The sequence below is a fragment of the Massilia suwonensis genome (assembly GCF_042655665.1).
GTDB classification, from domain to species: domain Bacteria; phylum Pseudomonadota; class Gammaproteobacteria; order Burkholderiales; family Burkholderiaceae_D; genus Telluria; species Telluria suwonensis.
In genome coordinates this window covers 398,739-421,336 of the sequence record NZ_JBHSMR010000013.1, presented here as the reverse complement: position 1 = coordinate 421,336, position 22,598 = coordinate 398,739, and the positions used below count along the sequence as shown (strand labels likewise).

24 protein-coding genes are annotated in these 22,598 nt (G+C 65.5%); 14 read left to right on the top strand and 10 right to left on the bottom strand.

The features are described 5' to 3' along the window. Positions 1-111: 111 nt before the first annotated feature. Positions 112-948: a phytanoyl-CoA dioxygenase family protein gene (locus ACFPQ5_RS09815; RefSeq protein WP_379754261.1), complete on the top strand. Its 837-nt coding sequence runs from the start codon at positions 112-114 to the stop codon at positions 946-948. A 58-nt stretch (positions 949-1,006) separates the two neighbouring features. On the opposite strand, the gene ACFPQ5_RS09810 is transcribed toward ACFPQ5_RS09815, so the two are convergent. The 4 genes from ACFPQ5_RS09810 to ACFPQ5_RS09795 form a co-directional block, all read right to left on the bottom strand. Continuing rightward, positions 1,007-1,267, bottom strand: a complete 261-nt coding sequence (locus tag ACFPQ5_RS09810; RefSeq protein ID WP_379754258.1) for a hypothetical protein — start codon at positions 1,265-1,267, stop codon at positions 1,007-1,009. 77 nt (positions 1,268-1,344) lie between these two features. Next, the gene (locus tag ACFPQ5_RS09805; RefSeq protein WP_379754255.1) at positions 1,345-1,623 is read right to left on the bottom strand and encodes a DUF5985 family protein; all 279 of its coding nucleotides are present in this window, start codon (positions 1,621-1,623) and stop codon (positions 1,345-1,347) included. A 10-nt stretch (positions 1,624-1,633) separates the two neighbouring features. Then, complete coding sequence (locus ACFPQ5_RS09800; RefSeq protein WP_379754252.1) at positions 1,634-1,891, bottom strand: DUF5985 family protein; 258 nt, start codon at positions 1,889-1,891, stop codon at positions 1,634-1,636. Beyond that, positions 1,892-2,284, bottom strand: coding sequence for a hypothetical protein (locus tag ACFPQ5_RS09795; RefSeq protein WP_379754249.1), 393 nt, complete (start codon positions 2,282-2,284; stop codon positions 1,892-1,894). Positions 2,285-2,462: 178 nt separating this feature from the next. Here ACFPQ5_RS09795 and ACFPQ5_RS09790 point away from each other — a divergent pair, with 178 nt between their 5' ends. The 4 genes from ACFPQ5_RS09790 (at position 2,463) to ACFPQ5_RS09775 (ending at position 6,163) form a co-directional block, all read left to right on the top strand. After that, positions 2,463-3,281, top strand: a complete 819-nt coding sequence (locus tag ACFPQ5_RS09790; protein WP_379754246.1) for a DNA/RNA non-specific endonuclease — start codon at positions 2,463-2,465, stop codon at positions 3,279-3,281. A gap of 26 nt (positions 3,282-3,307) precedes the next feature. After that, a complete protein-coding gene (locus ACFPQ5_RS09785) occupies positions 3,308-3,568 on the top strand; it encodes a hypothetical protein (protein ID WP_379754243.1) in 261 nt (86 codons plus the stop codon). Between the two features lie 219 nt (positions 3,569-3,787). After that, complete coding sequence (locus tag ACFPQ5_RS09780; protein ID WP_379754240.1) at positions 3,788-4,213, top strand: DUF2382 domain-containing protein; 426 nt, start codon at positions 3,788-3,790, stop codon at positions 4,211-4,213. 24 nt (positions 4,214-4,237) lie between these two features. After that, the gene (locus ACFPQ5_RS09775) at positions 4,238-6,163 is read left to right on the top strand and encodes a YsnF/AvaK domain-containing protein (protein ID WP_379754237.1); all 1,926 of its coding nucleotides are present in this window, start codon (positions 4,238-4,240) and stop codon (positions 6,161-6,163) included. A 103-nt stretch (positions 6,164-6,266) separates the two neighbouring features. On the opposite strand, the gene ACFPQ5_RS09770 is transcribed toward ACFPQ5_RS09775, so the two are convergent. From ACFPQ5_RS09770 to ACFPQ5_RS09760, 3 genes are all read right to left on the bottom strand, one after another. After that, entirely contained in the window at positions 6,267-9,143 is a 2,877-nt protein-coding gene (locus ACFPQ5_RS09770; protein WP_379754234.1) for a M16 family metallopeptidase, read from the bottom strand. A gap of 80 nt (positions 9,144-9,223) precedes the next feature. Next, positions 9,224-10,141 carry a sensor domain-containing diguanylate cyclase gene (locus ACFPQ5_RS09765; RefSeq protein WP_379760063.1) on the bottom strand — a complete coding sequence of 306 codons (918 nt, stop codon included), beginning with the start codon at positions 10,139-10,141 and terminating at the stop codon, positions 9,224-9,226. 266 nt (positions 10,142-10,407) lie between these two features. Continuing rightward, the gene (locus ACFPQ5_RS09760; protein ID WP_379754231.1) at positions 10,408-11,349 is read right to left on the bottom strand and encodes a sensor histidine kinase; all 942 of its coding nucleotides are present in this window, start codon (positions 11,347-11,349) and stop codon (positions 10,408-10,410) included. Between the two features lie 188 nt (positions 11,350-11,537). On the opposite strand from ACFPQ5_RS09760, the gene queE reads away from it, so the two are divergent. The 8 genes from queE (at position 11,538) to nadC (ending at position 18,922) form a co-directional block, all read left to right on the top strand. Further along, positions 11,538-12,173, top strand: a complete 636-nt coding sequence (queE, locus tag ACFPQ5_RS09755; protein ID WP_379754228.1) for a 7-carboxy-7-deazaguanine synthase — start codon at positions 11,538-11,540, stop codon at positions 12,171-12,173. 16 nt (positions 12,174-12,189) lie between these two features. Beyond that, entirely contained in the window at positions 12,190-12,636 is a 447-nt protein-coding gene (gene queD, locus ACFPQ5_RS09750; protein ID WP_379754225.1) for a 6-carboxytetrahydropterin synthase QueD, read from the top strand. Beyond that, positions 12,629-13,138, top strand: coding sequence for a tRNA adenosine(34) deaminase TadA (gene tadA / locus ACFPQ5_RS09745; RefSeq protein WP_379754222.1), 510 nt, complete (start codon positions 12,629-12,631; stop codon positions 13,136-13,138). Before queD ends, tadA begins: the two co-directional genes overlap by 8 nt. A gap of 107 nt (positions 13,139-13,245) precedes the next feature. After that, on the top strand, positions 13,246-14,172 hold the full coding sequence (locus tag ACFPQ5_RS09740) for an alpha/beta fold hydrolase (RefSeq protein ID WP_379754219.1): 927 nt from the start codon (positions 13,246-13,248) through the stop codon (positions 14,170-14,172). A gap of 4 nt (positions 14,173-14,176) precedes the next feature. Continuing rightward, positions 14,177-15,094 (top strand): muramoyltetrapeptide carboxypeptidase, encoded by a 918-nt coding sequence (gene ldcA, locus ACFPQ5_RS09735; protein ID WP_379754216.1) that lies wholly within the window; start codon positions 14,177-14,179, stop codon positions 15,092-15,094. 95 nt (positions 15,095-15,189) lie between these two features. Continuing rightward, entirely contained in the window at positions 15,190-16,791 is a 1,602-nt protein-coding gene (locus tag ACFPQ5_RS09730) for an ABC-F family ATPase (RefSeq protein ID WP_379754213.1), read from the top strand. A gap of 122 nt (positions 16,792-16,913) precedes the next feature. After that, positions 16,914-18,047, top strand: coding sequence for a quinolinate synthase NadA (nadA, locus tag ACFPQ5_RS09725; RefSeq protein ID WP_379754210.1), 1,134 nt, complete (start codon positions 16,914-16,916; stop codon positions 18,045-18,047). Beyond that, complete coding sequence (gene nadC / locus ACFPQ5_RS09720; protein ID WP_379754207.1) at positions 18,044-18,922, top strand: carboxylating nicotinate-nucleotide diphosphorylase; 879 nt, start codon at positions 18,044-18,046, stop codon at positions 18,920-18,922. Before nadA ends, nadC begins: the two co-directional genes overlap by 4 nt. Before the next feature lie 171 nt (positions 18,923-19,093). Here the strand turns inward: nadC and ACFPQ5_RS09715 are convergent, their stop codons facing one another. Then, on the bottom strand, positions 19,094-20,134 hold the full coding sequence (locus ACFPQ5_RS09715; RefSeq protein ID WP_379754204.1) for an alpha/beta fold hydrolase: 1,041 nt from the start codon (positions 20,132-20,134) through the stop codon (positions 19,094-19,096). After that, positions 20,131-21,024 (bottom strand): NAD-dependent protein deacetylase, encoded by an 894-nt coding sequence (locus ACFPQ5_RS09710; protein WP_379754201.1) that lies wholly within the window; start codon positions 21,022-21,024, stop codon positions 20,131-20,133. Before ACFPQ5_RS09710 ends, ACFPQ5_RS09715 begins: the two co-directional genes overlap by 4 nt. Before the next feature lie 144 nt (positions 21,025-21,168). Here ACFPQ5_RS09710 and ACFPQ5_RS09705 point away from each other — a divergent pair, with 144 nt between their 5' ends. Next, complete coding sequence (locus tag ACFPQ5_RS09705; RefSeq protein ID WP_379754197.1) at positions 21,169-21,693, top strand: Cif family virulence factor; 525 nt, start codon at positions 21,169-21,171, stop codon at positions 21,691-21,693. Positions 21,694-21,696: 3 nt separating this feature from the next. Here the strand turns inward: ACFPQ5_RS09705 and ACFPQ5_RS09700 are convergent, their stop codons facing one another. Continuing rightward, a complete protein-coding gene (locus ACFPQ5_RS09700) occupies positions 21,697-22,593 on the bottom strand; it encodes a DMT family transporter (RefSeq protein ID WP_379754194.1) in 897 nt (298 codons plus the stop codon). Between the last annotated feature and the right edge of the window lie 5 nt (positions 22,594-22,598).

Here is a 22,598-nt window from a genome sequence, read left to right as displayed (position 1 = left end):
CGGGTAGCGCCGTCACACCGCACCCACACACCGGCAATTCGAGTACGCCCGTGCGCGCCGGTCCTGTGCTTTCGCAGTACCATGGCTCCGCCTGGAAAACGAGGAGACACCATGAGCAGCCAAGCCACCGCCCCCGAATCCTACGACGTCGCCGCCATCATGGGCGGGATCTACGGCGACGGCATCATCGCCTGCAAGGGCGCCTTCGAACGCGGCTGGGTCGAGCGGCTCGGCGCCGACATCGCGACCCTGTTCGAGGAAGCCCAGCGCCAGCCCGGCGGGGCGCTCGCGCGCGGCCCGAACCGCTATTACGTGGAAGTGCACCCGGAGCGCCTGTCCGGCTTCGCCGACATCATCGGGCACCCCTGGGTGGTGGCGGTCTGCCGCGCCATCCTCGGCCCCGACTACAAGGTGGTGGAGGCCGGCTTCGACGTGCCGGGACCGGGCGCGCTGCACCAGCCCTGGCACCGCGACTTCCGCTCGCCCGAAGCCACCCTGAAAGGACGGCGCATCAATTCGCTCGCCTTCAACATCACGACGGTGGACGTGAGCGAGGACATGGGCCCGTTTGAGATCGCGCCCGGCACCCAGTGGGACGACCTGGGCGCCGGCGACCCGATGTTCCCGCCGCAGGAGCTGTGGCCGCGCTACGAGGAACGCGCCCAGCGCAAGCTGCCGAAGATGGGCGACATCTCGGCGCGCTCGGCGCTCACCATCCACCGCGGCACGGCCAATCATTCAAGCCGTTCGCGCCCCGTGTTCGTGCTCGGCGTCGACGCGCCCGACGCCCGCAACGCCGACAAGCACGACCTGCAGCTGACCCATGCCTACTACGAGAGCCTGGCGCCCGAGCTGCGCCGCCACATCACCTGCCGGGTGGTGGACCGGCTGGAACCGATCGTGCAGGCACACACGATCGAAGGCTTGAAGATGGGGATCACGATGTAAAAAAAGCTGCGGGCGCACCAGGCGCCCGCAGCTTCACGTTCTTTCTCGAGGCGAGGACTCAGGGCGTGCCCTTGTTCTCGTCTTCCGGTTCGGTTTCGACCGTGTCCGGCATCGATTCGGTGACGCTGCCCGGAAGCTGGCCGACGCGGCGGGTGTCGTCGCCCTGGATGTCGAGGCTGACTTCCTCGGCGACTTCGAAGCGGCCGTCCTCGGCGCCCTCGTCGCCCGGCAGCAGGTTTTCGGAGCGATTGTGTTCGTCGGTGCCGGGTTGCGGCGCTTGCGGCGTCTGCGGCTGGTTGCGTGGATCGTTCGTCGCCATGTGGTTCTCCATATCAAAATGTTCACATGGCTGCATTATGTCCGAGCCCGGATGGCCCGGGCGCACGCCTCGCCGCACTAGCGCCGGTCGCGTTCGCGTCCGCGCTGGGGCAGGTTCTTCTCCAGGATCGCCCACAGGATCAGGCCATAGGCCAGCAGGCGGATCAGGTAGTGCAGGGGCGAGTCCTCGCCGCCGGCGTCGTGCAGGGCCGAGTACAGGCGGTGCAGGCCCTCGATGAAGAAGGAAGCCGCGAAGTAGAGGAAGAAGCGGTCGCCCGAATCGCGCCAGAAGCGCAGGAAGAAGAGCGCGATCAGGAGCGAACCCATGCAGATGGCGCCGGTAAAGAGGTCGGTCATGCTCACTCCCTTATTCTTTTTCGTAGATCAGGCCGTACAGCAGCAGGCAGGTGGCGAAGAAAGCGCTGATCAACCGCGCCGGCAGGAAGTCGATATTCGGGAACACGATCTTGTCGAGCAGGAGGAACAGGTTATTCAGGGTCATCACCGCGAAGCAGGCGCCGCTCCAGAACAGCAGGCGGTAGCGCGTGCGGCGATAGCTGCCGAACAGCAGCCAGGTGCATGCCAGCGAGGTCAGGATGCACAGGATGTAGATGGTTACCGCCACTTACGAGTCCTTTCGCAGTTTGAAGGCGTCGGCGAATTGCTGCGCCTTGCGGTCGAGAGATGAATGGATGAGGTGGGTGACTTCGACCAGGTGCCGCGCATAAAAGTCGGCCAGCGCGTCGATGCGCTCGCGCAGTTCGCTGGTGGAAGGCTGGTACTGGTAGCAGTGTTGGTTCGGCTCGGCGCAGGGCGCGATCATGCCGGCGCGGCACAGGTCCTCGAGCAGGGTCTGCGCGGTGCGCTCGCGCACGTAGAGGCGCTGCGCCAGGGTGTCGGCGTGCCATTGCTGTGCGGGATTCGCGCGCAGCAGCAGCAATGCTTCTAGGAAGGGAACCGACGGTATGCTGGTGAGCACGAAGCGTCGCAACTCCTCCGGGAACGGGACCTTTTCCATCGGCGGTGGCTGTTTCCGGTATGGAATGTTATCGAAAGAGCCGCAATTCTAGAGCATTCTTCTCAACAATGCACCATGGCCGCGTATCGTGCGCCGGTATTGACGCCCGCACCCGCGCCTGCCTTCATCAATATGTGTCGGCTACAATGCGAATTCGTCACACTCTTTCGATTTATCCATGTTCCAGAAATTCTTCGCCGGCACGGCCCTGGTGGCAGGCCTGCTGGCACCGATGCTCGCGCTCGCGGCGAACTCGCTGTGCCCCGACCATTACGCGGGCGGGCGCGCGCCCGAGATCCGCAACCCGAAGCTGGCCGTGGCCACGCGCGAGCTGTGCTACGGCGTGTTCGGCGTGATGCACTCCGGCGTCACCCGCACGCCCTTGTGGTCGGCCGAGCACCTGCGCGCCGAAAACGTCGCCGCAGCCCAGGGCCTCAAGCGCGACAACGCCTTCCATCCCGAGCCGCGCCTGCCGCGCGGACAGCGCGCCGAACTCGACGACTATGCGCGCAGCGGCTACGACCGCGGCCACATGACGCCGAACGGCGACATGCCCGACCGCGTCACCCAGCGCGAGAGCTTCACGCTGGCCAACATGGTGCCGCAGGACGGCGACCATAACCGCCACATCTGGGCGCCGATCGAGGGGGCGGTGCGCAAGATGGCGAAGAAGGAAGGGCAGCTGTACGTGATCACCGGTCCGGCGTACCTCGGCACCAATGTGCGCAAGATCGGCAACGTGCTGGTGCCGACCCACTTGTACAAGGTCGTCTACAGTCCGCGCCAGGGCCGCGCCGCCGCCTGGTTCACCGAGAACCGGGCCAACGCCGACATCCAGGTGATTCCGGTGGCGGAGCTCGAACGCATCGTCGGCATCGAATTCCTGCCCTCGCTCACGCAGCAACAGAAGGAGCGGATGCTGGCGCTGCCCCGGATTCGCGCCAAGCAGACGAACAAGGAGCCGAAAAAATACGTCTTCCCGAATCTGTTCTCATGAACACCAGATTAAAACCGGAGCCATCCATGACCGCCAAGAAGAAGACCTTTGTGCCGTATGCGAACGAAGCCGACGTGCTGCAGATCGATAACCTGACGATCGAGAACCGCCTCGACCGCATCACGATCTCGGGCGACGTCGATCTGACGGCCGACCAGCAGGGCCTGGCGCACGCGCGGCGCCTGCACGAGATCCTCGGCGCCGTGCTCGCCAAACTCGAAGGGCAGAGCCTGCCGGAACGCCTGCCGCCGCCCGACGTGCAGGACGTCGCCAACCCGTTCAATTAGTCCGTCATGTCGCGGCCCGTTCGAGGCCGCTCCCCCTTTCCCTTTTCTGCTTTTTCAAGGCCTTCGAGGGCCGCGTTTCGCCTTTATTTACGCGCTTTTTGCCCATTTCACGCGTGGTGGATACCTCAACATTTACAGCAGTCAATGGTGCGCGGTGCCCCGGCTGTTTGGAGTAGTCTGGCCCCTGTCTCGCGCAAGCAACCACACGGAGTCGAAACAATGGCAGGTAATCCCGCAGAACCTCTGGTACACGATCCGTTACGGGTCCCCGTGATTGCGGAAGAACTCGCCGTCGGTACTCGCGTGGTGGACACGGGACGCGGTGTTCGCATACACAAGTCCGTGGTCGAACAGCCGGTCACCATCGACGAGCGCCTCGGGCGCGAGGAGGTGGAGGTCCGGCACGTCCCGGTCGATCGCATCGTGGCCCCGGACGAGGCGCCCGTCAACCGCTACGAGGGCGACACGCTGGTCGTGCCCGTCCTCGAGGAAGTCCTGGTTGTCGAGCGCCGCGTGCGCATCAAGGAAGAGCTTCACATCACCCGGATCCGTCGCGAGGAACACCACCAGGAATCGGTCGTCCTGAAGGCCGAACAGGTCAGCGTCGAACGCTTCGACGAATCCGGCACCCCGCCAATGAAGTAATCAACAGCATCTGGAGGAATCATCATGCAACATACATTGATCGCCGTTTTCGACAATCACAATGACGCCATGAGCGCCAAGAACGAACTGCTGTCCTCGGGCTTCTCCAGCTCCGACGTGCGCCTCTCGCATGGCGATGAAACGCTGCCGGGCGGCTCGATGTCCAGCACCGGCGGCAGCGCCCCGAGCTCGATGGATTCCGGCAGCACCGACAACGAGCCGGGCATCGGCACCAGCATCAAGAACTTCTTCAGCGATATCTTCGGCACCGACGACAGCACGCACAGCGCCAAGTACTCGACCGCCGTCGAGCGCGGCAATCACGTGCTGACCGTGAACACCGACAGCGAGCCGGAAGTCGAACGCGCCGCCGACATCGTCGAGCGCTACGGCCCGATCGATATCGACGAGCAGTCGGAAAAATGGGGCATGGGCAGCGGCGGCCTGACCGAAGGTTCGGGCGCCATGATGGGCAGCGCCGGCAGCATGAGCGGCGGCGCATCGATGTCGCTGCAGTCCGATAACGACCGCCTGCCGATGAACCAGCAGTCGCTGAACGATCCGAACCCGATGGGCACGACCTACCAGGAACCGCTGGGCTCGCGCGACGAGCTGTCGACCGGCAGCTACGGCTCCGGCACCGGCAACCTGCAGAACCAGTCGCAGTCGCTCAGTGGCGTGACCGGCTCCTCGCTGGAAGGCTCGGCCTCGTCGACCTCGAACCTGCAGGGCTCGTCCATGAGCGGCTCCTCGCTGACCGGTTCGCAGCAGCGCGACACCATGATGCAGCGCGACTCCACCAGCGCCGCCATCCCGGTCGTGCAGGAGCAGCTGAAGGTCGGCAAGCGCGAAGTCTCGCGCGGCGGCGTGCGCGTCTACTCGCGCATCGTCGAAACCCCGGTCAACGAAAGCGTGAGCCTGCGCGAAGAGCACGTGAACGTCGAGCGCCGTCCGGTCAACGAGCCGATCAGCGGGCTCGATTCCACCGCCTTCAAGGAGCAGTCGATCGAGATGCGCGAAACGGCCGAGGAAGCCGTGGTCGAGAAGTCGGCGCGCGTGGTCGAGGAAGTCATGATCAACAAGGAAGTGACGCAGCGCGACCAGCAGATCAAGGACACGGTGCGCCATACCGAAGTCGAGGTCGAGCAGCTGGGCGCCGGCTCGGCCCGTTCGAGCATGACGAGCGACGACGACTACTACCGCAACCACTTCACCAGCAACTACGGCACGACCGGCGGCTCGTACGACGATTACGCGCCGGCCTACAGCTACGGCTCGGAAATGGCGCGCAGCCAGAAGTACCGCGGCCGCCAGTGGAACGACGTCGAGAACGACCTGTCGAGCGACTGGGCCACCCGCGCCGGCAACAAGGCCGGTTCGACCTGGGAACGGATGAAGGACGCTGTCAAGTCGGGCTGGGACCGCATGACCAACGACGACGACGACAGCTACTACCGTAACCACTACAACAGCAACTACGCCAGCACGGGCGCGTCGTACGACGACTATGCGCCGGCCTACAGCTACGGCTCGGACATGGCGCGCGACCGGAAGTACAGCGGCCGCCAATGGAACGACGTCGAGAACGACCTCTCCAGCGACTGGTCCACCCGCGCCGGCAACAAGGCCGGTTCGACCTGGGAAAACATGAAGGACGCCGTCAAGTCGGGCTGGGACCGCATGACCAACGACGACGACAGCTACTACCGTAATCACTACAACGCGACCTACAGCAGCACCGGCGGCGCGTCCGATTACGACAGCTACAAGCCGGCCTACAGCTATGGCACCGAAATGCGCCAGAGCCAGATGTACCGCAACCGCCCATGGGACGAAGTCGAACCGGACCTGCGCAGCGGCTGGGAAGTCCGTAATGCGGGTTCGACCGGCTCGACCTGGGAAAACATGAAGGCGGCCGTGCGTCACGGCTGGGACAAGATGACCAAGTAAGTTTGGTCGGATAGAAGAAACAAGGGCGCCCGCGGGCGCCCTTGTTTTATTCAGTGCTACGCTTCATGAATCGCCGGCACAACTCAGTACCGGCGCTCATCAATTACTTCGCAAAAACCTGTGCCGCCGGCGTGATCCGCACGTTCTCCGCCTTGATCCCCAGCTTCATGGCGCCGATCACCTTGTCCTCGTCGAGCACCTCCTGCGGCTTGGCCGCGTCGTAGGTGATCGGCGAGAAGGCATCGCTCACCAGCGCCTTCTTCAGGCCGGCCGCATCCTTGGTGATGAACACCACCGACAGGTTACGCGCCGACAGGTGCTTCTTGATCGCCGCGTTCACGTCGGCGACGGTCAATTTGGCCAGGCCGTCGCGCATCATCTTCGTGAACTCCGGCGTGCCGTACCACTGCGAATCGAGCGCGTAGCCGAGGCGCTGGTCCTGGGTCGCCGTCATCACGAACACGTTTTTCATGAGGTAGTCGCGCGTGGTCTCGAAGTCCTGCTGCGTGAGTCCGTTGTCGACCAGCTTGCCCAGTTCCGACAAGGCCAGGCGCAGCGCGAAGTGGCCGTTCTGCGGCGCCACCGGACGGATCCAGATCTCGAACAGCTGCGCCTTGCGGCCCAGGTTCGGATTCGGGAAGAACTGGAACATCCCGCGCGGGAAGGCTTCGATGTAGGCGTAGTCGCCGTAGTTCATGCCGCGCAGTTCGCGGATCTGCTGGTACAGGTGCGAGCTCGAGGCGCGGTGCTCGCCGAGCCAGGTCTTGGCCAGCCACAGGGCCGGGAAGTCCGGGTGCGAACGAGTCACTTCCAGCGGCAGGCCGAAAGAGATCGCGGTCGCACGCGTGTTCTTCTCGATGATCTCGACTTCCAGGCCATCCGGCTTGCGCCCTTGCGGCACCGTGGTGGCCGGCAGGCCGGAACCAAGCGGCAGGCGGGCCAGCGCAGTCTTGAGCGAAGCCGTCATCGCATCGCTGACGTCGCCCGAAATGCCGACACGCAGCGCACCGCCCGTGTAGGCCTGGCGCCAGAAGGTCTTCACGTCGTCCAGCGTGATCGACTCGATGCCGGCGACGGTACCCAGCACCGGATGACCGTAAGGCGTGCCCGCATACACGTTGGTCTGCAGGCGCTCCTTGCCGAATTCTTCCTCGTTGTTGTCCTTCAGGTCGAGCAGCAGGGCGTTCTTCTGCGCGTCCTTCAGGCGGCGGAAGTCCTCGTCGCGAAAGCCCGGCTCCAGCAGCAGCGGCAGGGCGATGGCCAGGTACTCGTTCCAGTTGTCCTTGTGGATCGAGCTGCTGAAGGTGGTCATCTCCTTGTCGACCTGCTCGCTGAAGCTGCCGGCCAGCGGGAACAGGGCCTTGGTGACTTCATCGATCTTGCGCTCGCGCGAGCCGCTCGAGGCCACCATCGCCGCCGTCAATGCCGCCAGGCCTTCCTTGCCCTTCGGGTCGTGCGCCGAACCGGCCGCGAACAGCAGCTTGAAGCGCACCTGCGGCAGTTCCGACTTCTGCACCAGCACGTCGAAGTTCGCGTTCGACGCTTTCGGCGTCATCGCGGCCAGCTTCGGCAGGGTCTCGATCCCGGCGGGCAGGGCGTCGTGGGCGAGGGTGGTCACCACCATGCTGTCGTCGACCAGGTATTTGCGGGCCGCGGCCTGCAGGTCGGCCGGGGTCAGGCTGTCGACCAGGCGGTAGTAGCGGTTCAGGGTGCCGTAGGAGCGGTCGAAGTGAACGTAGGAGGCCAGCGTGGCGGCGATCTGCTCGGTGTTGTCCAGGGTGCGGATCAGGCCGTATTTTTGCGCCGACTTCGCGTCCGCCAGTTCCTTCGCGGTGACCGGGGTGTCGCGCAGGCGGGCGACGGTTTCCAGGATGGCGTCGCGCACGTACACGGCATCAAGCGGCTTCTTCACGCGCGCGCCGATCGTGGCCAGGTTCGGATCGACCCGGTTCGGGCTGTAGTCGAACAGCTGGTCGACATTCTGCTCGTCCTGCACCAGGCGCTTGTACAGCGGCGACGTGCGGCCGAACGAGAGCGAGAGCAGCATCGAGAGCGCGGCACTGTCCTTCTCCTTGTCCGAGAAGGCGGGCGCGCGGAAGGCGACCGTCACCAGCGGCAGGGTCGGGGTCTGCCAGGCCACGTGGCGGTACTGGGCGCCGGAGGCTGCCGGCTCGCTCGGCACGGGCACGCTGTAGCTGCCTTTCTTCCAGCCCGACCAGTACTTCTCGATCATGGCGACCGTCTTCTTCGGATCGACGTCGCCGGCGACGATGATGGTGGTCTTTTCGGGGCGGTACCAGCGGTCGAAGAACACCTTCGAATACTCGTACTGGTTCGGCATGTCCTCGATGTCCTTCAGGAAACCCATCGTGGTGTGTTTATACGTGTGCGTGTTGAAGGCGGCGTCGCGCTGCACTTCGAACAGCTTCTGCATCGGGTTCGCGCTGTTCTTGTTGTACTCGCCGAGCACGGCGCGCGATTCGGTTTTAAATGCTTCGATCGGGTAATCGAGGTGCTGGAAGCGGTCGGCCTCGACCTTCAGGACCGTCTCCAGGTCTTCCTTGGCGAAGGTGGTGTAGTAATTCGTCAGGTCGTCGCTGGTGTAGGCGTTCTGGCGGGCGCCGGCGCGGGTGATGATTTCCTGGTACTTCTCGGGCGGGTAGGCCTTGGTACCGCGGAACATCATGTGTTCGAAGAAGTGGGCGAAGCCGGATTTGCCGGGCTCTACTTCGTTGCGCGAGCCGGTCTGGACCGGAATCGTGACCGAGACCAGGTTCGGCAGCCCGGTCGGCACCACGATGATCTTCAGTCCGTTGGGCAGGGTCTTTTCGACCGCCTTGAACGGCAGGACGTCGCTGCCGGCCTTGTTGGCTGAACCTGTGGGCGCGGCGGGAGCGGCGAGCGAAACGGCCGACGCAAGCAGCGACGTAAGCAAAATCGGCGCGGACAGCGCGAGCGCCGTCGGTTTGAATGTGGACACACTGTCTCCTTGGGAAGAAATCCAGCGCGCAGCATAAGATATTCCCTACAGAATTGACAGCATGATCAGATATGTATGTCTCAGCCTTCGGCGGACGGCAGGCTGATCCTGTTGCGGCCCAGGTGCTTGGCGCGATAGAGGGCGGCGTCGGCGATCGCCACCAGTTCGCTGGCGGTGTTGTCGGGTCCGGCAATGGCGGTGGCGGCGCCGATCGAGACCGTTACCTGGCGCAGCGGGGCCAGGCCGTTCGGCAGGCGCAGGCGTTCGACGCGGCTGCGGATGCGCTCTGCGACGATGGCCGCGCCCTTGAGCGACTGGTTCGGCAGGATCACCGCGAATTCCTCGCCGCCGTAGCGCGCCACCAGGTCGTTGGCGCGCATTTCGCTGGCGACTGCGGTCGCGATGCGTTTCAGGCATTCGTCGCCGCCGAGGTGGCCGTTGGCGTCGTTATAGGCTTTGAAATTGTCGACGTCGACCATCAGCAGCGAGATCGGCTGGCACTGGCGCTGGGCGCGCTGCCATTCGGCGGCCAAGGTGTCGTCGAAGCAGCGGCGGTTGGCCAGGCCCGTCAGGCCGTCGCGCGTGGCCAGTTTTTCCAGGGCCAGGCGCGCCATTTTTTCCTCGGTGAGGTCGCGCAGGGTCTCGACGACGGCCTTCAGGCGGCCGCTGTCGTCGAAGATCGGGCTGGCGTCGGCGGCCAGGTAGCGGCGCTTGCCGGCGCGCGGCATGTCGCACCAGGTTTCCACCGACAAGGGCGTCGCGCTACCGGATTGGGGCTTGCCGTGGCGCGGATAAATATGACGGATCTCGTCCAGCCGGTTCTGGATCACCAGGTCGGCCAGGGTCGGGCGCGGTTCGTCGTAGAAGCTGCGCCAGTGCTTGTCGGTGCCGACGATTTCGCTGGCCGGCACCCCGGTCAGGCGTTCGCAGGCGCGGTTCCAGATCAGTACCTGGGCGTGGCTGTCGAGAACGAAAGCGGGGACGGCCAGCATTTCCATCAGCTGGTAGGCAAAGGCGAGCTCGCTGGCCGGGGCGATCGCGTGGCCGAAGCCGCCCGGCAAGCCGGCATGCTGGCTGTTGCCGATGGCGCTGGCGGGAAGAAGGGGATCGTTCGCCGGAGTGCTCGCGCATTGCGTTGCTGTACTGGTCATCGTCGGCCCTTGTGATTCCGTTGAGCAATCAGTTGATTGCTGACAAGATCCGATTCTGCAATCCCGGCCCTTGCGCGCCTTTGATTTGGAACAATGGCCTCCGGATTGACAATTCAGCTCAGCGCGAGACCCTGGGTACAGGGCAGGAGCAGCGAAAGGGCCGTTCCGCCGCCCGGCGCAGCGGCAATATGCAGGGCACCGCCCGAAGCTTCGACCCGCTCGCGCATCCCGGCGAGGCCGCAGGCGCAGGGCAGGGCGTTGCGGCGGCTCGCGTCGCCATTGTCGTCAACGCGCAACGTCAGCCCTTCGCGCCGGCGCGCAATCGCCACCACGACTTCGGTCGCGCTGGCATGGTAGGCGACGCCGGACAGCGCTTCCTGCAGCACGCGGTAGAGCAGGGCTTCGGCCTCGTAGGGGGCGCATTCCGGTTCGGACAGGGTGCCCGGAGCGATGTCGAGCCGGTGCGCGATGCCGTTCAGGCGGGTGAACTCGTCGAGCTGGCGTTCCACCGCGCTGCGCAGGCCTTCGCCCAGCGCCAACGGACGCAGGCCGTTGACCACGGCGCGCAGCGAGTGCAGGGCCAGGTCGAGGGTGCCGACCATGGCGCCGGCCTTCTGGTGCACGGACGGGTGCACGCCGAGTGAGGCCGCCTGCAGCAGGCAGAGCTCGACGCGCAGGGTCAGCAGGGTCTGGCCGAGCTCCTCGTGGATGTCGCGCGCGATGCGGCCGCGTTCGCCGTCGCGCGCCGTGTCCTGCTGGCGCACGACTTTCGACAGCACCGTCTGGGTATCGGACAGGATGGTTTCAAGCTTGGCGCGGGCGTCCTGTTCGCCCACCAGGCGGGCGGCCAGTTCATGGGCGCGGTCATCGGCTTCGATCGCGCGGCGCAGCAGCAGGCAGATTGCGCCGCCGGCGCCAAGCAGCCAGAGCAGGGTCGTCAGCACCGAGAAACTGGCCGTGGAGACGGGCAGGGCGGCGCCGAACACGCAGGCCGCGCAGGCGAGGGCGGCCGCAACGGCGATGGCACTGGCAGAAAGGTAGCCGGCTGTTTTCATGACGCTCCTTCCGACGGGTTATAAGAAATTTCCGCTAATCAAGTTACCGTCTGTCGCGGCGCTCGATCTTGTCGCGAGTCAATACCCGTGCCGTATAGCGTAAGCAAATCCAACACGGCCCGTGAATGGCCCGCTCTCGGCAAGCCGGCGCAGGCGCGGTATAATGGAAGGTTGACGAGAGGCTTAACGTGACTTACAGCATCAAAGAGATTTTCTATACCCTGCAGGGCGAAGGGGCGCATGCCGGCCGGCCGGCCGTGTTCTGCCGCTTCTCCGGCTGCAACCTGTGGACCGGCCGCGAGCAGGACCGCGCGAGCGCCGTGTGCACTTTCTGCGACACCGATTTCGTCGGCACCGACGGCGAGCGCGGCGGCAAGTTCCGCGACGCCGAAGCCCTCGCCGCCGAGATCGACAGCCTGTGGCCGGCTACCTACGCGCCCAGCAAGTACGTCGTCTTCACCGGCGGCGAGCCGCTGCTGCAGCTGGACGCGGCCCTGATCGACGCCATGCATGCGCGCGGTTTTACCATCGCCATCGAGACCAACGGCACCCTGCCGGTGCCGCCCGGCGTCGACTGGATCTGCGTCAGCCCGAAGATGGGCTCGACGCTGGTGGTCGAGAAGGGCAATGAAATCAAGGTCGTGATCCCGCAGGCCGGCCAGCTTCTTTCCGCCTACGAGCACCTCGATTTCGACAATTTCTTCGTGCAGCCGATGGACGGCATCCTCGCCGCGCAGAATACGCGCCTGGCGATCGAAACCTGCCGCAAGAACCCGAAATGGAAGCTCAGCCTCCAGACCCATAAACTTCTTCAGATTCCCTGACTTTTTCGCTTAGCTGATGCTCACCATTACCCGTAAACTCGAATTCGATGCCGGCCACCGGATTCCCGACCATAAAAGCCAGTGCCGCAACCTGCACGGCCACCGCTATACCCTCGAGATCACGCTCCAGGGCGAAGTGATCCAGGCGGAAGGCAATTCCGACAACGGCATGATCATGGACTTCTCCGACATCAAGGCCCTCGCCAAGGAGCACCTGGTCGACGTCTGGGACCACGCCTTCATCGTCTACGAGAAGGACGAAAAGGTGCGCGAATTCCTCGCCAGCCTGCCCGGCCACAAGACGGTCGTGATCGACCGCATCCCGACCGTCGAGAACCTGGCGCAAGTGGCCTTCGGCATCCTCAAGGCGGCCTATACCGACCGCTTCGGCACCGGACTGCATCTGCACAAGCTGGTGCTGCACGAAACGCCGAACTGCTGGGCCGAGATCACCGATGCCTGACAGCGTCATTTCCTTGGCGGCCGACCTCGCGCTCGATGCTCGTTTCATGCGCCAGGCTTTGGCGCAGGCCGAGCTGGCGCGCGCCCAGGGCGAGGTGCCGGTCGGCGCCGTCGTCGTCAAGGACGGCGAAGTGGTGGCGGTCGGCTACAACCAGCCGATCGGGCGCCACGATCCGACGGCGCACGCCGAGGTCATGGCCTTGCGCGCGGCCGGCGAGAAACTGGGCAACTACCGGCTGCCCGGCTGCGAACTCTACGTCACGCTGGAGCCCTGCGCGATGTGCTCGGGCGCGATGATGCATGCGCGTCTGGCGCGCGTCGTGTACGCGGCGAGCGACCCGAAGACGGGCGTGTGCGGCTCCGTGCTCGACCTGTTCGCGCATGAAGTGCTGAACCACCATACCGAGGTCGTGGGCGGCGTGTTGGCGGAAGAGGCGAGCGCGATGCTCAAGGGCTTCTTCGCCGAACGGCGTGCGGCCGCACGGCGAATCCCTGCCGAATAAGGGGTCCGCGCACGCATGCGCGGCCATGGGCGCCGTCGATGCTGTGAAAATGTTATGCTGGTTTTGTGCTGCCGCCCTGGCGCAGCGCCACGTTTCTCCACGCCACCATGCCCACGCTCACCGCCAACGGAATCCGCATCGCCTTCGACACCGCCGGGGACGCCAAGTCCACGCCGCTGCTGCTGGTGCACGGCCTCGGCATGCAGCTGACCAGCTGGCCCGACGAATTCGTCGACGGCCTGGTCGAGCTCGGCTTCTACGTGATCCGTTTCGACCACCGCGACAGCGGCCTGTCGACCAAGTTCGACCGCGCCGGCAAGCCGAATGCGCTGTGGAGCTGGCTCCGGACGCATCTCAAATTGCCGATGAGCCCCGCCTACCACCTCGACGACATGGCCGAGGATGCGCTCGGCGTGCTGTCCAGCCTGGGCATCGCGCGCGCCCACCTGGTCGGCGTGGCGATGGGCGGCATGGTGGCCCAGATCCTGGCCGCGCGCCATCCGCAGCGCGTGCTCAGCCTCACCTCGATCATGTCGAGCAGCGGCAGGCGCGGACTGCCCGGCCCGACGCCGGCGGCGCGCGCTGCGATGCTGCGTCAGCCTGCCAATCCGGACGATGTCGAATCGATCATCGACGCCGCTGTCGGCGTGCAGCAGGCGATCGGCAGCCCGGCCTATCCGACCCCGGAAAAGCAGCTGCGGCGCCGCGCTGCCCGTGCCTTGCGGCGTTGCTATTGCCCCGCCGGCACGGCACGCCAGATGCTGGCGGTGAATGCGGCGCCTGAACGGGGCGAGCTGCTGCGCGCCATCACCGTTCCCACGCTGGTCATCCATGGCGCGGCCGACCCGCTGGTGCCGCTGGCCTGCGGCGAGGACACCGCCAGCCAGATCCCCGGCGCGCGCCTCGAAGTCATCCAGGGCATGGGCCACGACCTGCCCAGCCAGCTGAACGAGCGGATGCTTGCCTTGATCGACGCCAATGCGCGCGGTAAGATGGCGCCGGACTCAACACCCCGCCTCTTCGTCAGGCAATGACCCTGTGATCACATCCCAACCCGGCGTCGCCATCGTGGCGCCTTCCGGCTGCGTGCCGGACCCGCAAGCGGTCGAACGCGGCGTCGCCCGTCTCGAAGCCCATGGCTGCCGCGTCTTCAACTACTACGACCACGGCGCCGCCTTCCAGCGCTTCGGCGGCACCGACGAGGCGCGCCTGGCCGCGCTGTACGCGGCAAGCGAGAATCCCGAAGTCGACGTCGTGCTGGCCGTGCGCGGCGGCTACGGCCTCACGCGCCTGATGCCCGCCATCGATTTCGAGCGGCTAGCAAGCAGTGGCAAACTCTTCGTCGGCTATTCCGACATCACCGCGCTGCAGTTCGGCCTCTACGCGAAAGCGGGCGCGCTGAGCTACGCCGGCCCCTTCGCCGCCAGCGATTTTGGCGTCGAGGAACTCGACGACTTCACGTGGGACCAGTTCTGGTCCTGCCTGGCCGGCCCGACCCACACGATCCTTGAAACCGTTGCCGGTAACCCGCGCGTGGAAGCGGCGGGCACCATCTGGGGCGGCAACCTGGCCATGATCGCCTCGCTGATCGGCACCGAATGGTTCCCGCGCATCGACAATGGCATCCTGTTCGTGGAGGACATTGCGGAGCACCCGTACCGGGTCGAGCGCATGATCTTGCAGCTGCAGCAGGCTGGCATCCTGGCACGCCAGCAGGCGCTGGTTCTGGGCGACTTTTCCGGCTACCGCCTCGGCGCCATGGACAATGGTTACGATTTCCCGGAAATGCTGGCCTACCTGCGCAAGACGCTGCCGATCCCGGTGATCGAGGGACTGAGCTTCGGCCACATCCCGCGCCGGGTGACGATTCCCTTCGGCGCCCAGGCCAGTCTCGTATCGAACGAGCTGGGCTTCCGGCTGACGATGAGCGGCTACCCGACCTTCCCCCGCGCCTGAGCCGGCCTCGTCTGTGAGCGGCCTGACAACCCGGGCCGCGCTCACGATGGTAAAATGTACGGTTAATCGTATCTATTGCTTATAAGGTTTCCCCAGTGCTCTCCACAGCTAACATCACAATGCAATTCGGCGCCAAGCCGCTCTTCGAGAACATCTCCGTCAAGTTCGGCGAAGGCAACCGTTACGGCCTGATCGGCGCGAACGGCTGCGGCAAGTCGACCTTCATGAAGATCCTGGGCGGCGACCTGGAACCGTCCGCCGGCAACGTCAGCCTCGATCCGGGCGAGCGCCTGGGTAAATTGCGCCAGGACCAGTTCGCCTACGAAGACGTGCGCGTGCTCGACGTGGTCATGATGGGCCACACCGAACTGTGGGAAGCCATGTCCCAGCGCGACGCCATCTACGCCAATCCGGAAGCGACCGACGACGACTACATGAAGGCCGCCGAGCTCGAGGGCAAGGTCGCCGAATACGACGGCTACTCGGCCGAAGCGCGCGCCGGCGAACTGCTGCTGGGCCTGGAAATCGGCAGCGATCTGCACCAGGGTCCGATGAGCGCCGTGGCGCCGGGCTGGAAGCTGCGCGTGCTGCTGGCCCAGGCCCTGTTCTCGAATCCGGACATCCTGCTGCTCGACGAACCGACCAACAACCTGGACATCAACACGATCCGCTGGCTCGAGGACATCCTGAACCAGCGCAACTCGACGATGATCATCATTTCGCACGATCGTCACTTCCTGAACCAGGTCTGCACCCACATCGCCGACATGGACTACGGCACCCTGAAGGTCTATCCGGGTTCCTACGACGACTACATGCTGGCCTCGACCCAGGCGCGCAACCAGCAGCTGGCGAACAACGCCAAGGCCAAGGAAAAGGTCGCCGAACTGCAGGACTTCGTGCGCCGCTTCTCGGCCAACAAATCGAAAGCGCGCCAGGCCACCTCGCGCGCCAAGCAGATCGACAAGATCAAGATCGAGGAATTCAAGCCGTCCTCGCGCGCCTATCCGTTCGTGCGCTTCGAAGGCGAGAAGAAGCTGCACCGCCTGGCGGTGGAGACCGAAGGCCTCACCAAAGCCTACGACCGCACCCTGTTCAAGAACTTCTCGATCATGGTCGAGGCGGGCGAGCGCATCGCGATCATCGGCGCCAACGGTGCCGGTAAAACCACGCTGCTGCGCTGCATCGGCGGCGAAGACATCACGGGTCTCTCGGCCGACCACGGCCGCGTGAAGTGGGCCGAGAACGCCAACGTCGGCTACATGCCGCAGGATCCGACCGAGGACTTCGCCACCGACACCGTGCTGACCGACTGGATGGGCCGCTGGACGAAAGAGGGCGACGACGACCTGGCCGTGCGCTCGATCCTGGGCCGCCTGCTGTTCGGCGGCGACGAAGTGAAAAAATCGGTGCGCGTGCTGTCCGGCGGCGAGAAGGGCCGCATGATGTACGGCAAGCTGATGCTGGGCCGTCACAACGTGCTGCTGCTGGACGAGCCGACCAACCACATGGACATGGAATCGATCGAGTCCCTGAACATCGCGCTCGACAAGTACGAAGGCACCCTGATCTTCGTCTCGCACGACCGCGAATTCGTCTCCTCGCTCGCGACCCGCGTGCTGGAAGTGAAGGAAAACGAAGTCGTCGACTTCCGCGGCAACTACGAAGAGTACCTGAAGAGCCAGGGTATCGACTGATTTCAGTGCTTGTCCGGGTACGGATCGTCGATCCTGACCCGTAAGGTGGGCGGCTCTGCCGCCCACGCGTTCAGCCGGCGCGAGCATCCTCGCGCCGGTCTAATTGCCGAGATATAAGAGCCATGAACACGCTGCCCATCCAAACCTACGAGTACGACCACCCCCAGGGCGGCACCGCCTGCACCGCCCAGGCCTGGGCCCGCATCCCCGCCCAGCCGACGCCTGCGGAAAAGACCGAACTGAAAGAACGCATCAAGCGCCTCCTGAAGGAAAAGGAAGCGGTGCTGGTCGCCCACTACTACGTCGATCCCGAGCTGCAGGACCTGGCCGAGGAAACCGGCGGTTGCGTCTCCGATTCCCTGGAAATGGCCCGCTTCGGCCGCGACCATTCCGCAAAAACCCTGGTGGTGGCCGGCGTGCGCTTCATGGGCGAAACGGCGAAAATCCTCAGCCCCGAAAAAACCATCCTGATGCCCGACCTGGAAGCGACCTGTTCGCTGGATCTCGGCTGCCCGGCCGACGAATTCGCCGTCTTCTGCGACCAGCATCCGGACCGCACGGTCGTCGTCTACGCCAACACCAGCGCTGCCGTGAAGGCGCGCGCCGACTGGATGGTGACTTCCTCGATCGGCCTGGACATCGTCAAGCACCTGCACGAGCAGGGCAAGAAGATCCTGTGGGCGCCCGACCGTCACCTCGGTTCGTACATCCAGAAGCAGACTGGCGCCGACATGCTGCTGTGGCAGGGTTCCTGCATCGTGCACGACGAGTTCAAGGGCATCGAGCTGGACCTGCTCAAGGCCGAATACCCGGACGCGAAGGTGCTGGTGCACCCCGAGTCGCCTGCGAACGTGGTGGCCCAGGCCGACGTGGTCGGCTCGACCACCCAGCTGATCAACGCGGCGCAGACGCTGGACGCGACCCATTTCATCGTCGCCACCGACAACGGCATCCTGCACAAGATGCGCATGGCCGCGCCGGGCAAGCACTTCATCGAAGCGCCGACCGCCGGCAATAGCGCGACCTGCAAGAGCTGCGCGCACTGCCCGTGGATGGCGATGAACGGCCTGAAGAACCTGGCCGAGGTGCTGGAATCGGGCGCCAACGAAGTGTTCGTTGATCCTGTTATCGGCAAGGAAGCCGTGCGCGCGATCGACCGCATGCTGGACTTCGCCGCCGCCAAGAAAGCGAAAGCGCTGCCTTCTGGCGCGCTGGAGCAGAACACCCAACTTTTCTCGAATGTAGGCCCGGCATGACGACCCTCCGTAATCCGCACGACGCTTTCGACGAGAAGCTGCAAGCCTCGTTCGAGCAGAACATCCTCGCCGCGCTGCTGGAAGACGTCGGCACCGGCGACCTGACCGGCATGCTGGTACCCGAGGAGCCGCGCGCCCAGGCCCGCGTGATCGTCCGCGAAGAGGCCGTCCTGTGCGGCGCGCCCTGGTTCGAGGGCGTGATGCTGGCCGTCGACCAGGACATCGAGATCGACTGGAAGTATGCAGAGGGCGACCTGATGGCCAAGGACAGCGTGGTCTGCACGATCTCCGGCTCGCCGCGCTCGCTGCTGACGGCCGAACGCGGCGCGCTGAACTTCATGCAGCTGCTGTCGGGCGTGGCCACGGCCACCCGCAAGTACGTCGACGTCATTGCCGGCACCAATGCGGCGATTCTCGACACGCGCAAGACGCTGCCCGGCCTGCGCCAGGCGCAGAAGTACGCGGTGCGCGTCGGCGGGGGCAAGAACCAGCGCATGGCTTTGTATGACGGCATCCTGATCAAGGAAAACCACATCGCCGCGGCCGGTGGCGTGACCGCTGCCCTGAACAATACCGCGGCCCTGAATGCCGGCCGGGGTTCCAACGTTCCGGTGCAGATCGAGGTCGAGACCATTGCCCAGCTCGAAGAAGCGCTGGCGGCGGGCGTCAAGTCGGTGCTGCTCGATAACTTCAACCTCGACATGATGCGCGAGGCGGTGAAGGTGAATGCGGGACGGGCGCTGCTCGAGGCGTCGGGCGGGATCAATATGGAGACGGTGCGGGCGATTGCCGAAACCGGCGTCGACCGGATTTCGATCGGCAGCCTGACGAAGGATGTGCGGGCGACGGACTTCTCGTTGCGTATCGTCGGCTAAGCTAACTCTGCCCCGCATTCCGCGTGGGCACGGAGTGCCCACCCTACAAATGCGGCGCACCGTATGGGGCCATTGATGCCAGTGGCATCAATGGCGGGTTCACCGGGCACTTGTGCCCACGCGTCACGCGGCCGGTTCGCACCTCCACCGCGTCCGCATGACGCACACCATTCAAACCCCGCTCTCGCTCGCCCGCGCCAGGGCTTCGGCCTGCGGGCTGCGCATCCCGATCGGTTCCCCCACCTGCGCCGCGATCGCGTCGACCGCACTCGCCACCCGTTCCGGCTCCGAATAATGCACCATGTGGCCCACGCCGGGCTGCAGGTAGAGCGTGCTCGACTTGCCCTCGGCCTGGAGTTCCTCGTGCAGGCGCTCGGAATGAGTCGCCGGCTTGACGATCTTGTCCTGGGTGCCGGTGATGATCTCGACCGGCACGCGCAGCTGTTCGATGCGCTTCGACAGCGACATGGCGGCCGGTATCATCAGCGCCGCCTCGGCACCGCTGGCGCGCAGCTGCTTCGGACGCAGCGCCATCCAGGGCGAGAGCTGCTTGAAGCGTTCCGACACCAGCATCGGCGCGAACACCCGCTTGCAGAGCAGGGGCCAGAGCAGGCGCGAGACCAGCGGCGTGACCGTATGCCGCATCAGGTCGCCGATGATGGGGATCGCCGGCTGGGCGACCAGGGGCACGTCCAGGCGCAGGGTAGGGTAGTAATAGCCCGACAGCAGCACCAGGCCGCGCACGAAGTCCGGCACCTGCAGGCCCATGGCCAGCGCCACCATGGTGCCCCAGGAGTGGCCCAGCACGATGGCGGAGTCGACGCCGATCTCCTGCAGCGCGTGGTGCAGCAGGCGCGCCTGGGCGTCCGGCGTCCAGACCGTGCTGCGTGGACGCTCGCTGTAGCCGTACCCGGGGCGGTCGAAGGCGATCACACGGTAGCGTCCGCTCAGCTGGCTCATCAGCCCGCTGTACTCGAAATCGTTGGCGACGACGCCGTTCCCATGCAACAGGACCAGCACCGGCCCGCTGCCGCGTTCGAGATAATGCAGGCGCACGCCGTCGACCTCGACGAACTTGCCGCGCGGCGGATTTTCGGTTTCGGCCTGCGCCGTCTTGCTGCGTACGACCAGGTACGAGGCCAGCAGGCCGATGCCGGCGACGGCCAGGCCGGTCTGCAAACGGGTGCGGCTGCGCGTGAGCGATGTCCTCAAAATACTCCCCTTTCGTCGATGAGCCCGATAGGCATGGGTCGGTGGTGGGCGCCGAGCCGTGCCGCGACCTGCGGCAGCAGCCGTTCGGCGGATTCTTCGATTTTTAATGTGATCATGTGGTCGGCGCGGGTCCGTCCGAGATTAACGGCCGCGATCGGCTTGCCGGCCTCATGGGCCAGGCGGCAGAAGCGGAAGCCCGAGTAGACCATCAGCGAGGAGCCGACCACCAGCAGGGCGTCGGCCGCTTCCATCTGGGCCAGTGCGCAGGCGGTGCGCGCGGCCGGGACGTTGTCGCCGAAGAAGACCACGTCGGGCATCAGGGTGCCGCCGCAATGGCTGCACACGGGCAGCGTGAACTCGTCCAGGAACTCCGGCTCGACCTGGGCGTCGCCGTCGGGCAGCGGCTGGGCGGCGGCGCTCGCAATGTGCGGATTCAGGTCCTGCAGCCGGGTCTGGACAAAGGCGCGCGGCACGCGGACGCCGCATTGCAGGCAGAGCACGGCATGGATATTGCCGTGCAGTTCGAGCACCGCGTGGCTGCCGGCGCGCTGGTGCAGGCCGTCGACATTCTGCGTGAGAAGCGAGCCGAGCCGTCCGGCGGCTTCGATCGCCGCCAGGGCTTCGTGGCCGGCATTCGGACGCGCCTGGGCCAGCACCGGCCAGCCGATCATGCTGCGCGCCCAGTAGCGGCGCTGTACGGCCTCCGAGCGGCGAAATTCCGGCCCCTGGATCGGCTGCCGGCCGCGCCGCACGCCCTCGCGGTCGCGGTAGTCCGGTATGCCCGAGGCGGTCGACAGGCCGGCGCCGGTCAGCACCAGCGTGCGCGGGTGGCGTTCGAGAAAATCCGCCAATGCCGCTGCGCTGTCGTGTACGTCGAAACCTTCGGCCATCGCGATGCATCCTCCCATTCTGCTGGGATCCTAGCATCCTTGCGGGTTCATCCGACACACGATTCCGGGTGTTCATCACACGCCGCTGGCCGCGGCGCGCGCCCGTGGATACCGTAGGGACTCCACACACTTGAAGAGGAAACCATGCGATTCTTGCTGACCGCGCTGCTCGCCCTGCTGTTCGCCACCGCCACCGTCGACGCCGCCGAGCCGCCTTCCTACATTGGCCGCTACACCAGCACGCTTGACGACCGGCGCGCCATCGAACAGGTCGTGGCCGACTTCCAGACGGCGCTCAAGACCAAGAACCTCAAGCTGCTATCGTCGCTGATGCTCCACTCCGACATCCCGTTCTCGTCGCCGGCTTCGCCTCAGAACATCAAGAAGATCCGCGAAGGCTTCGACACGACCGCAACCGGCATCCGAGCCGGCGGCTATTATGACTTCGCGCGCTTCATCCGCGAGAGCAAGGTGCCGGTCGAGGAGCGCTTCTACAACGTGAAGATCACCCAGGACAAGAACGTCGCCTGGGTGATGTTCGACTACGAATTCGTAGAGGACGGCAAGGTCTATAACTACGGCATCGAGACCTGGCAGATGATGCAGGACCTCGAGGGCAAGTGGAAGATCGCCAGCGTCTGGTGGAGCACCAACCTGATGCCCCAGTAAGCTTCAACGTGCCGACACGGCGATCCCGCCGACGATCAGCCCGAAGGCGAGCGCGTGGTACAGGTGCGGCGCCTCGCCCAGGAAGGCCGAGGACAGCAGCGCCGTGAACAGCGGCGTCAGGTTGATGAAGAAGGAGCCCAGCGTCGGCCCCGCCTTCTGCAGGCCCGCGCCCCAGCAGCGCATCGCCAGGATCGCCGGCCCGATCGCGACATACAGCAGGGCCGCGGCCAGCGGCCAGCTCCAGGCGACGTCCACGCCCTTTACGGCCCACTCCGCGCCGGACAGCGCGGCCGACCACAGCACGCCGTACCCAACCTGGGCCAGCAGGAAGGCGGCCCAGTCGGCGCGCAGGGCCGGCAGGTCGCGCTGCTGCATCAGCATCCAGCTGTAGAAGGACCAGGCGATCGTCGCCAGGATCATGTACAGGTCGCCCGGCACCAGGCGCAGCGCGGCCAGCTGCGCCACGTCGCCGCGGCACAGCACCACCAGCACGCCGGCGATCGAGAGCAGCGCCCCAAGCACCTGCTTGCGTTTCACCGGCGCCTTGTAGAACAGCTTCCCGACCAGCAGCATCCACACCGGCATGCCCGAGGCGACCAGCGTGACGTTGATCGGCGTCGAGCTTTGCAGGGCCAGGTATTGCAGCGAGTTGTAGAGGCCGACGCCCAGCAGTCCCAGCATGCTGTAGCGGCGCCAGTTGGAGAGCACCGTGCTGCCGGGCTTGAGCGCCGCACGGCCCAGCGGCAGCAGCACCACCAGCGCGATGCTCCAGCGCAGGAAATTCAGCGTCATCGGCGGCACGGCGTCGCGCACCATGCGGCCGACGATCGCGTTGCCGGCCCAGAGCAGGGGCGGCACCGTCAAGAGCAGCGCGGTGGACAGGGTCAGCTTGCGGTTCACGGCGA

Excerpts from the sequence above, each read along its gene's own strand:
- ACFPQ5_RS09815 (WP_379754261.1), top strand. The coding sequence starts at position 112 with ATGAGCAGCCAAGCCACCGCCCCCGAATCCTACGACGTCGCCGCCATC.
- ACFPQ5_RS09810 (WP_379754258.1), bottom strand. The coding sequence starts at position 1,267 with ATGGCGACGAACGATCCACGCAACCAGCCGCAGACGCCGCAAGCGCCG.
- ACFPQ5_RS09805 (WP_379754255.1), bottom strand. The coding sequence starts at position 1,623 with ATGACCGACCTCTTTACCGGCGCCATCTGCATGGGTTCGCTCCTGATC.
- ACFPQ5_RS09795 (WP_379754249.1), bottom strand. The coding sequence starts at position 2,284 with ATGGAAAAGGTCCCGTTCCCGGAGGAGTTGCGACGCTTCGTGCTCACC.
- ACFPQ5_RS09790 (WP_379754246.1), top strand. The coding sequence starts at position 2,463 with ATGTTCCAGAAATTCTTCGCCGGCACGGCCCTGGTGGCAGGCCTGCTG.
- ACFPQ5_RS09785 (WP_379754243.1), top strand. The coding sequence starts at position 3,308 with ATGACCGCCAAGAAGAAGACCTTTGTGCCGTATGCGAACGAAGCCGAC.
- ACFPQ5_RS09780 (WP_379754240.1), top strand. The coding sequence starts at position 3,788 with ATGGCAGGTAATCCCGCAGAACCTCTGGTACACGATCCGTTACGGGTC.
- ACFPQ5_RS09775 (WP_379754237.1), top strand. The coding sequence starts at position 4,238 with ATGCAACATACATTGATCGCCGTTTTCGACAATCACAATGACGCCATG.
- ACFPQ5_RS09765 (WP_379760063.1), bottom strand. The coding sequence starts at position 10,141 with ATGGAAATGCTGGCCGTCCCCGCTTTCGTTCTCGACAGCCACGCCCAG.
- ACFPQ5_RS09760 (WP_379754231.1), bottom strand. The coding sequence starts at position 11,349 with ATGAAAACAGCCGGCTACCTTTCTGCCAGTGCCATCGCCGTTGCGGCC.
- queD (WP_379754225.1), top strand. The coding sequence starts at position 12,190 with ATGCTCACCATTACCCGTAAACTCGAATTCGATGCCGGCCACCGGATT.
- tadA (WP_379754222.1), top strand. The coding sequence starts at position 12,629 with ATGCCTGACAGCGTCATTTCCTTGGCGGCCGACCTCGCGCTCGATGCT.
- ACFPQ5_RS09740 (WP_379754219.1), top strand. The coding sequence starts at position 13,246 with ATGCCCACGCTCACCGCCAACGGAATCCGCATCGCCTTCGACACCGCC.
- nadA (WP_379754210.1), top strand. The coding sequence starts at position 16,914 with ATGAACACGCTGCCCATCCAAACCTACGAGTACGACCACCCCCAGGGC.
- nadC (WP_379754207.1), top strand. The coding sequence starts at position 18,044 with ATGACGACCCTCCGTAATCCGCACGACGCTTTCGACGAGAAGCTGCAA.
- ACFPQ5_RS09710 (WP_379754201.1), bottom strand. The coding sequence starts at position 21,024 with ATGGCCGAAGGTTTCGACGTACACGACAGCGCAGCGGCATTGGCGGAT.
- ACFPQ5_RS09705 (WP_379754197.1), top strand. The coding sequence starts at position 21,169 with ATGCGATTCTTGCTGACCGCGCTGCTCGCCCTGCTGTTCGCCACCGCC.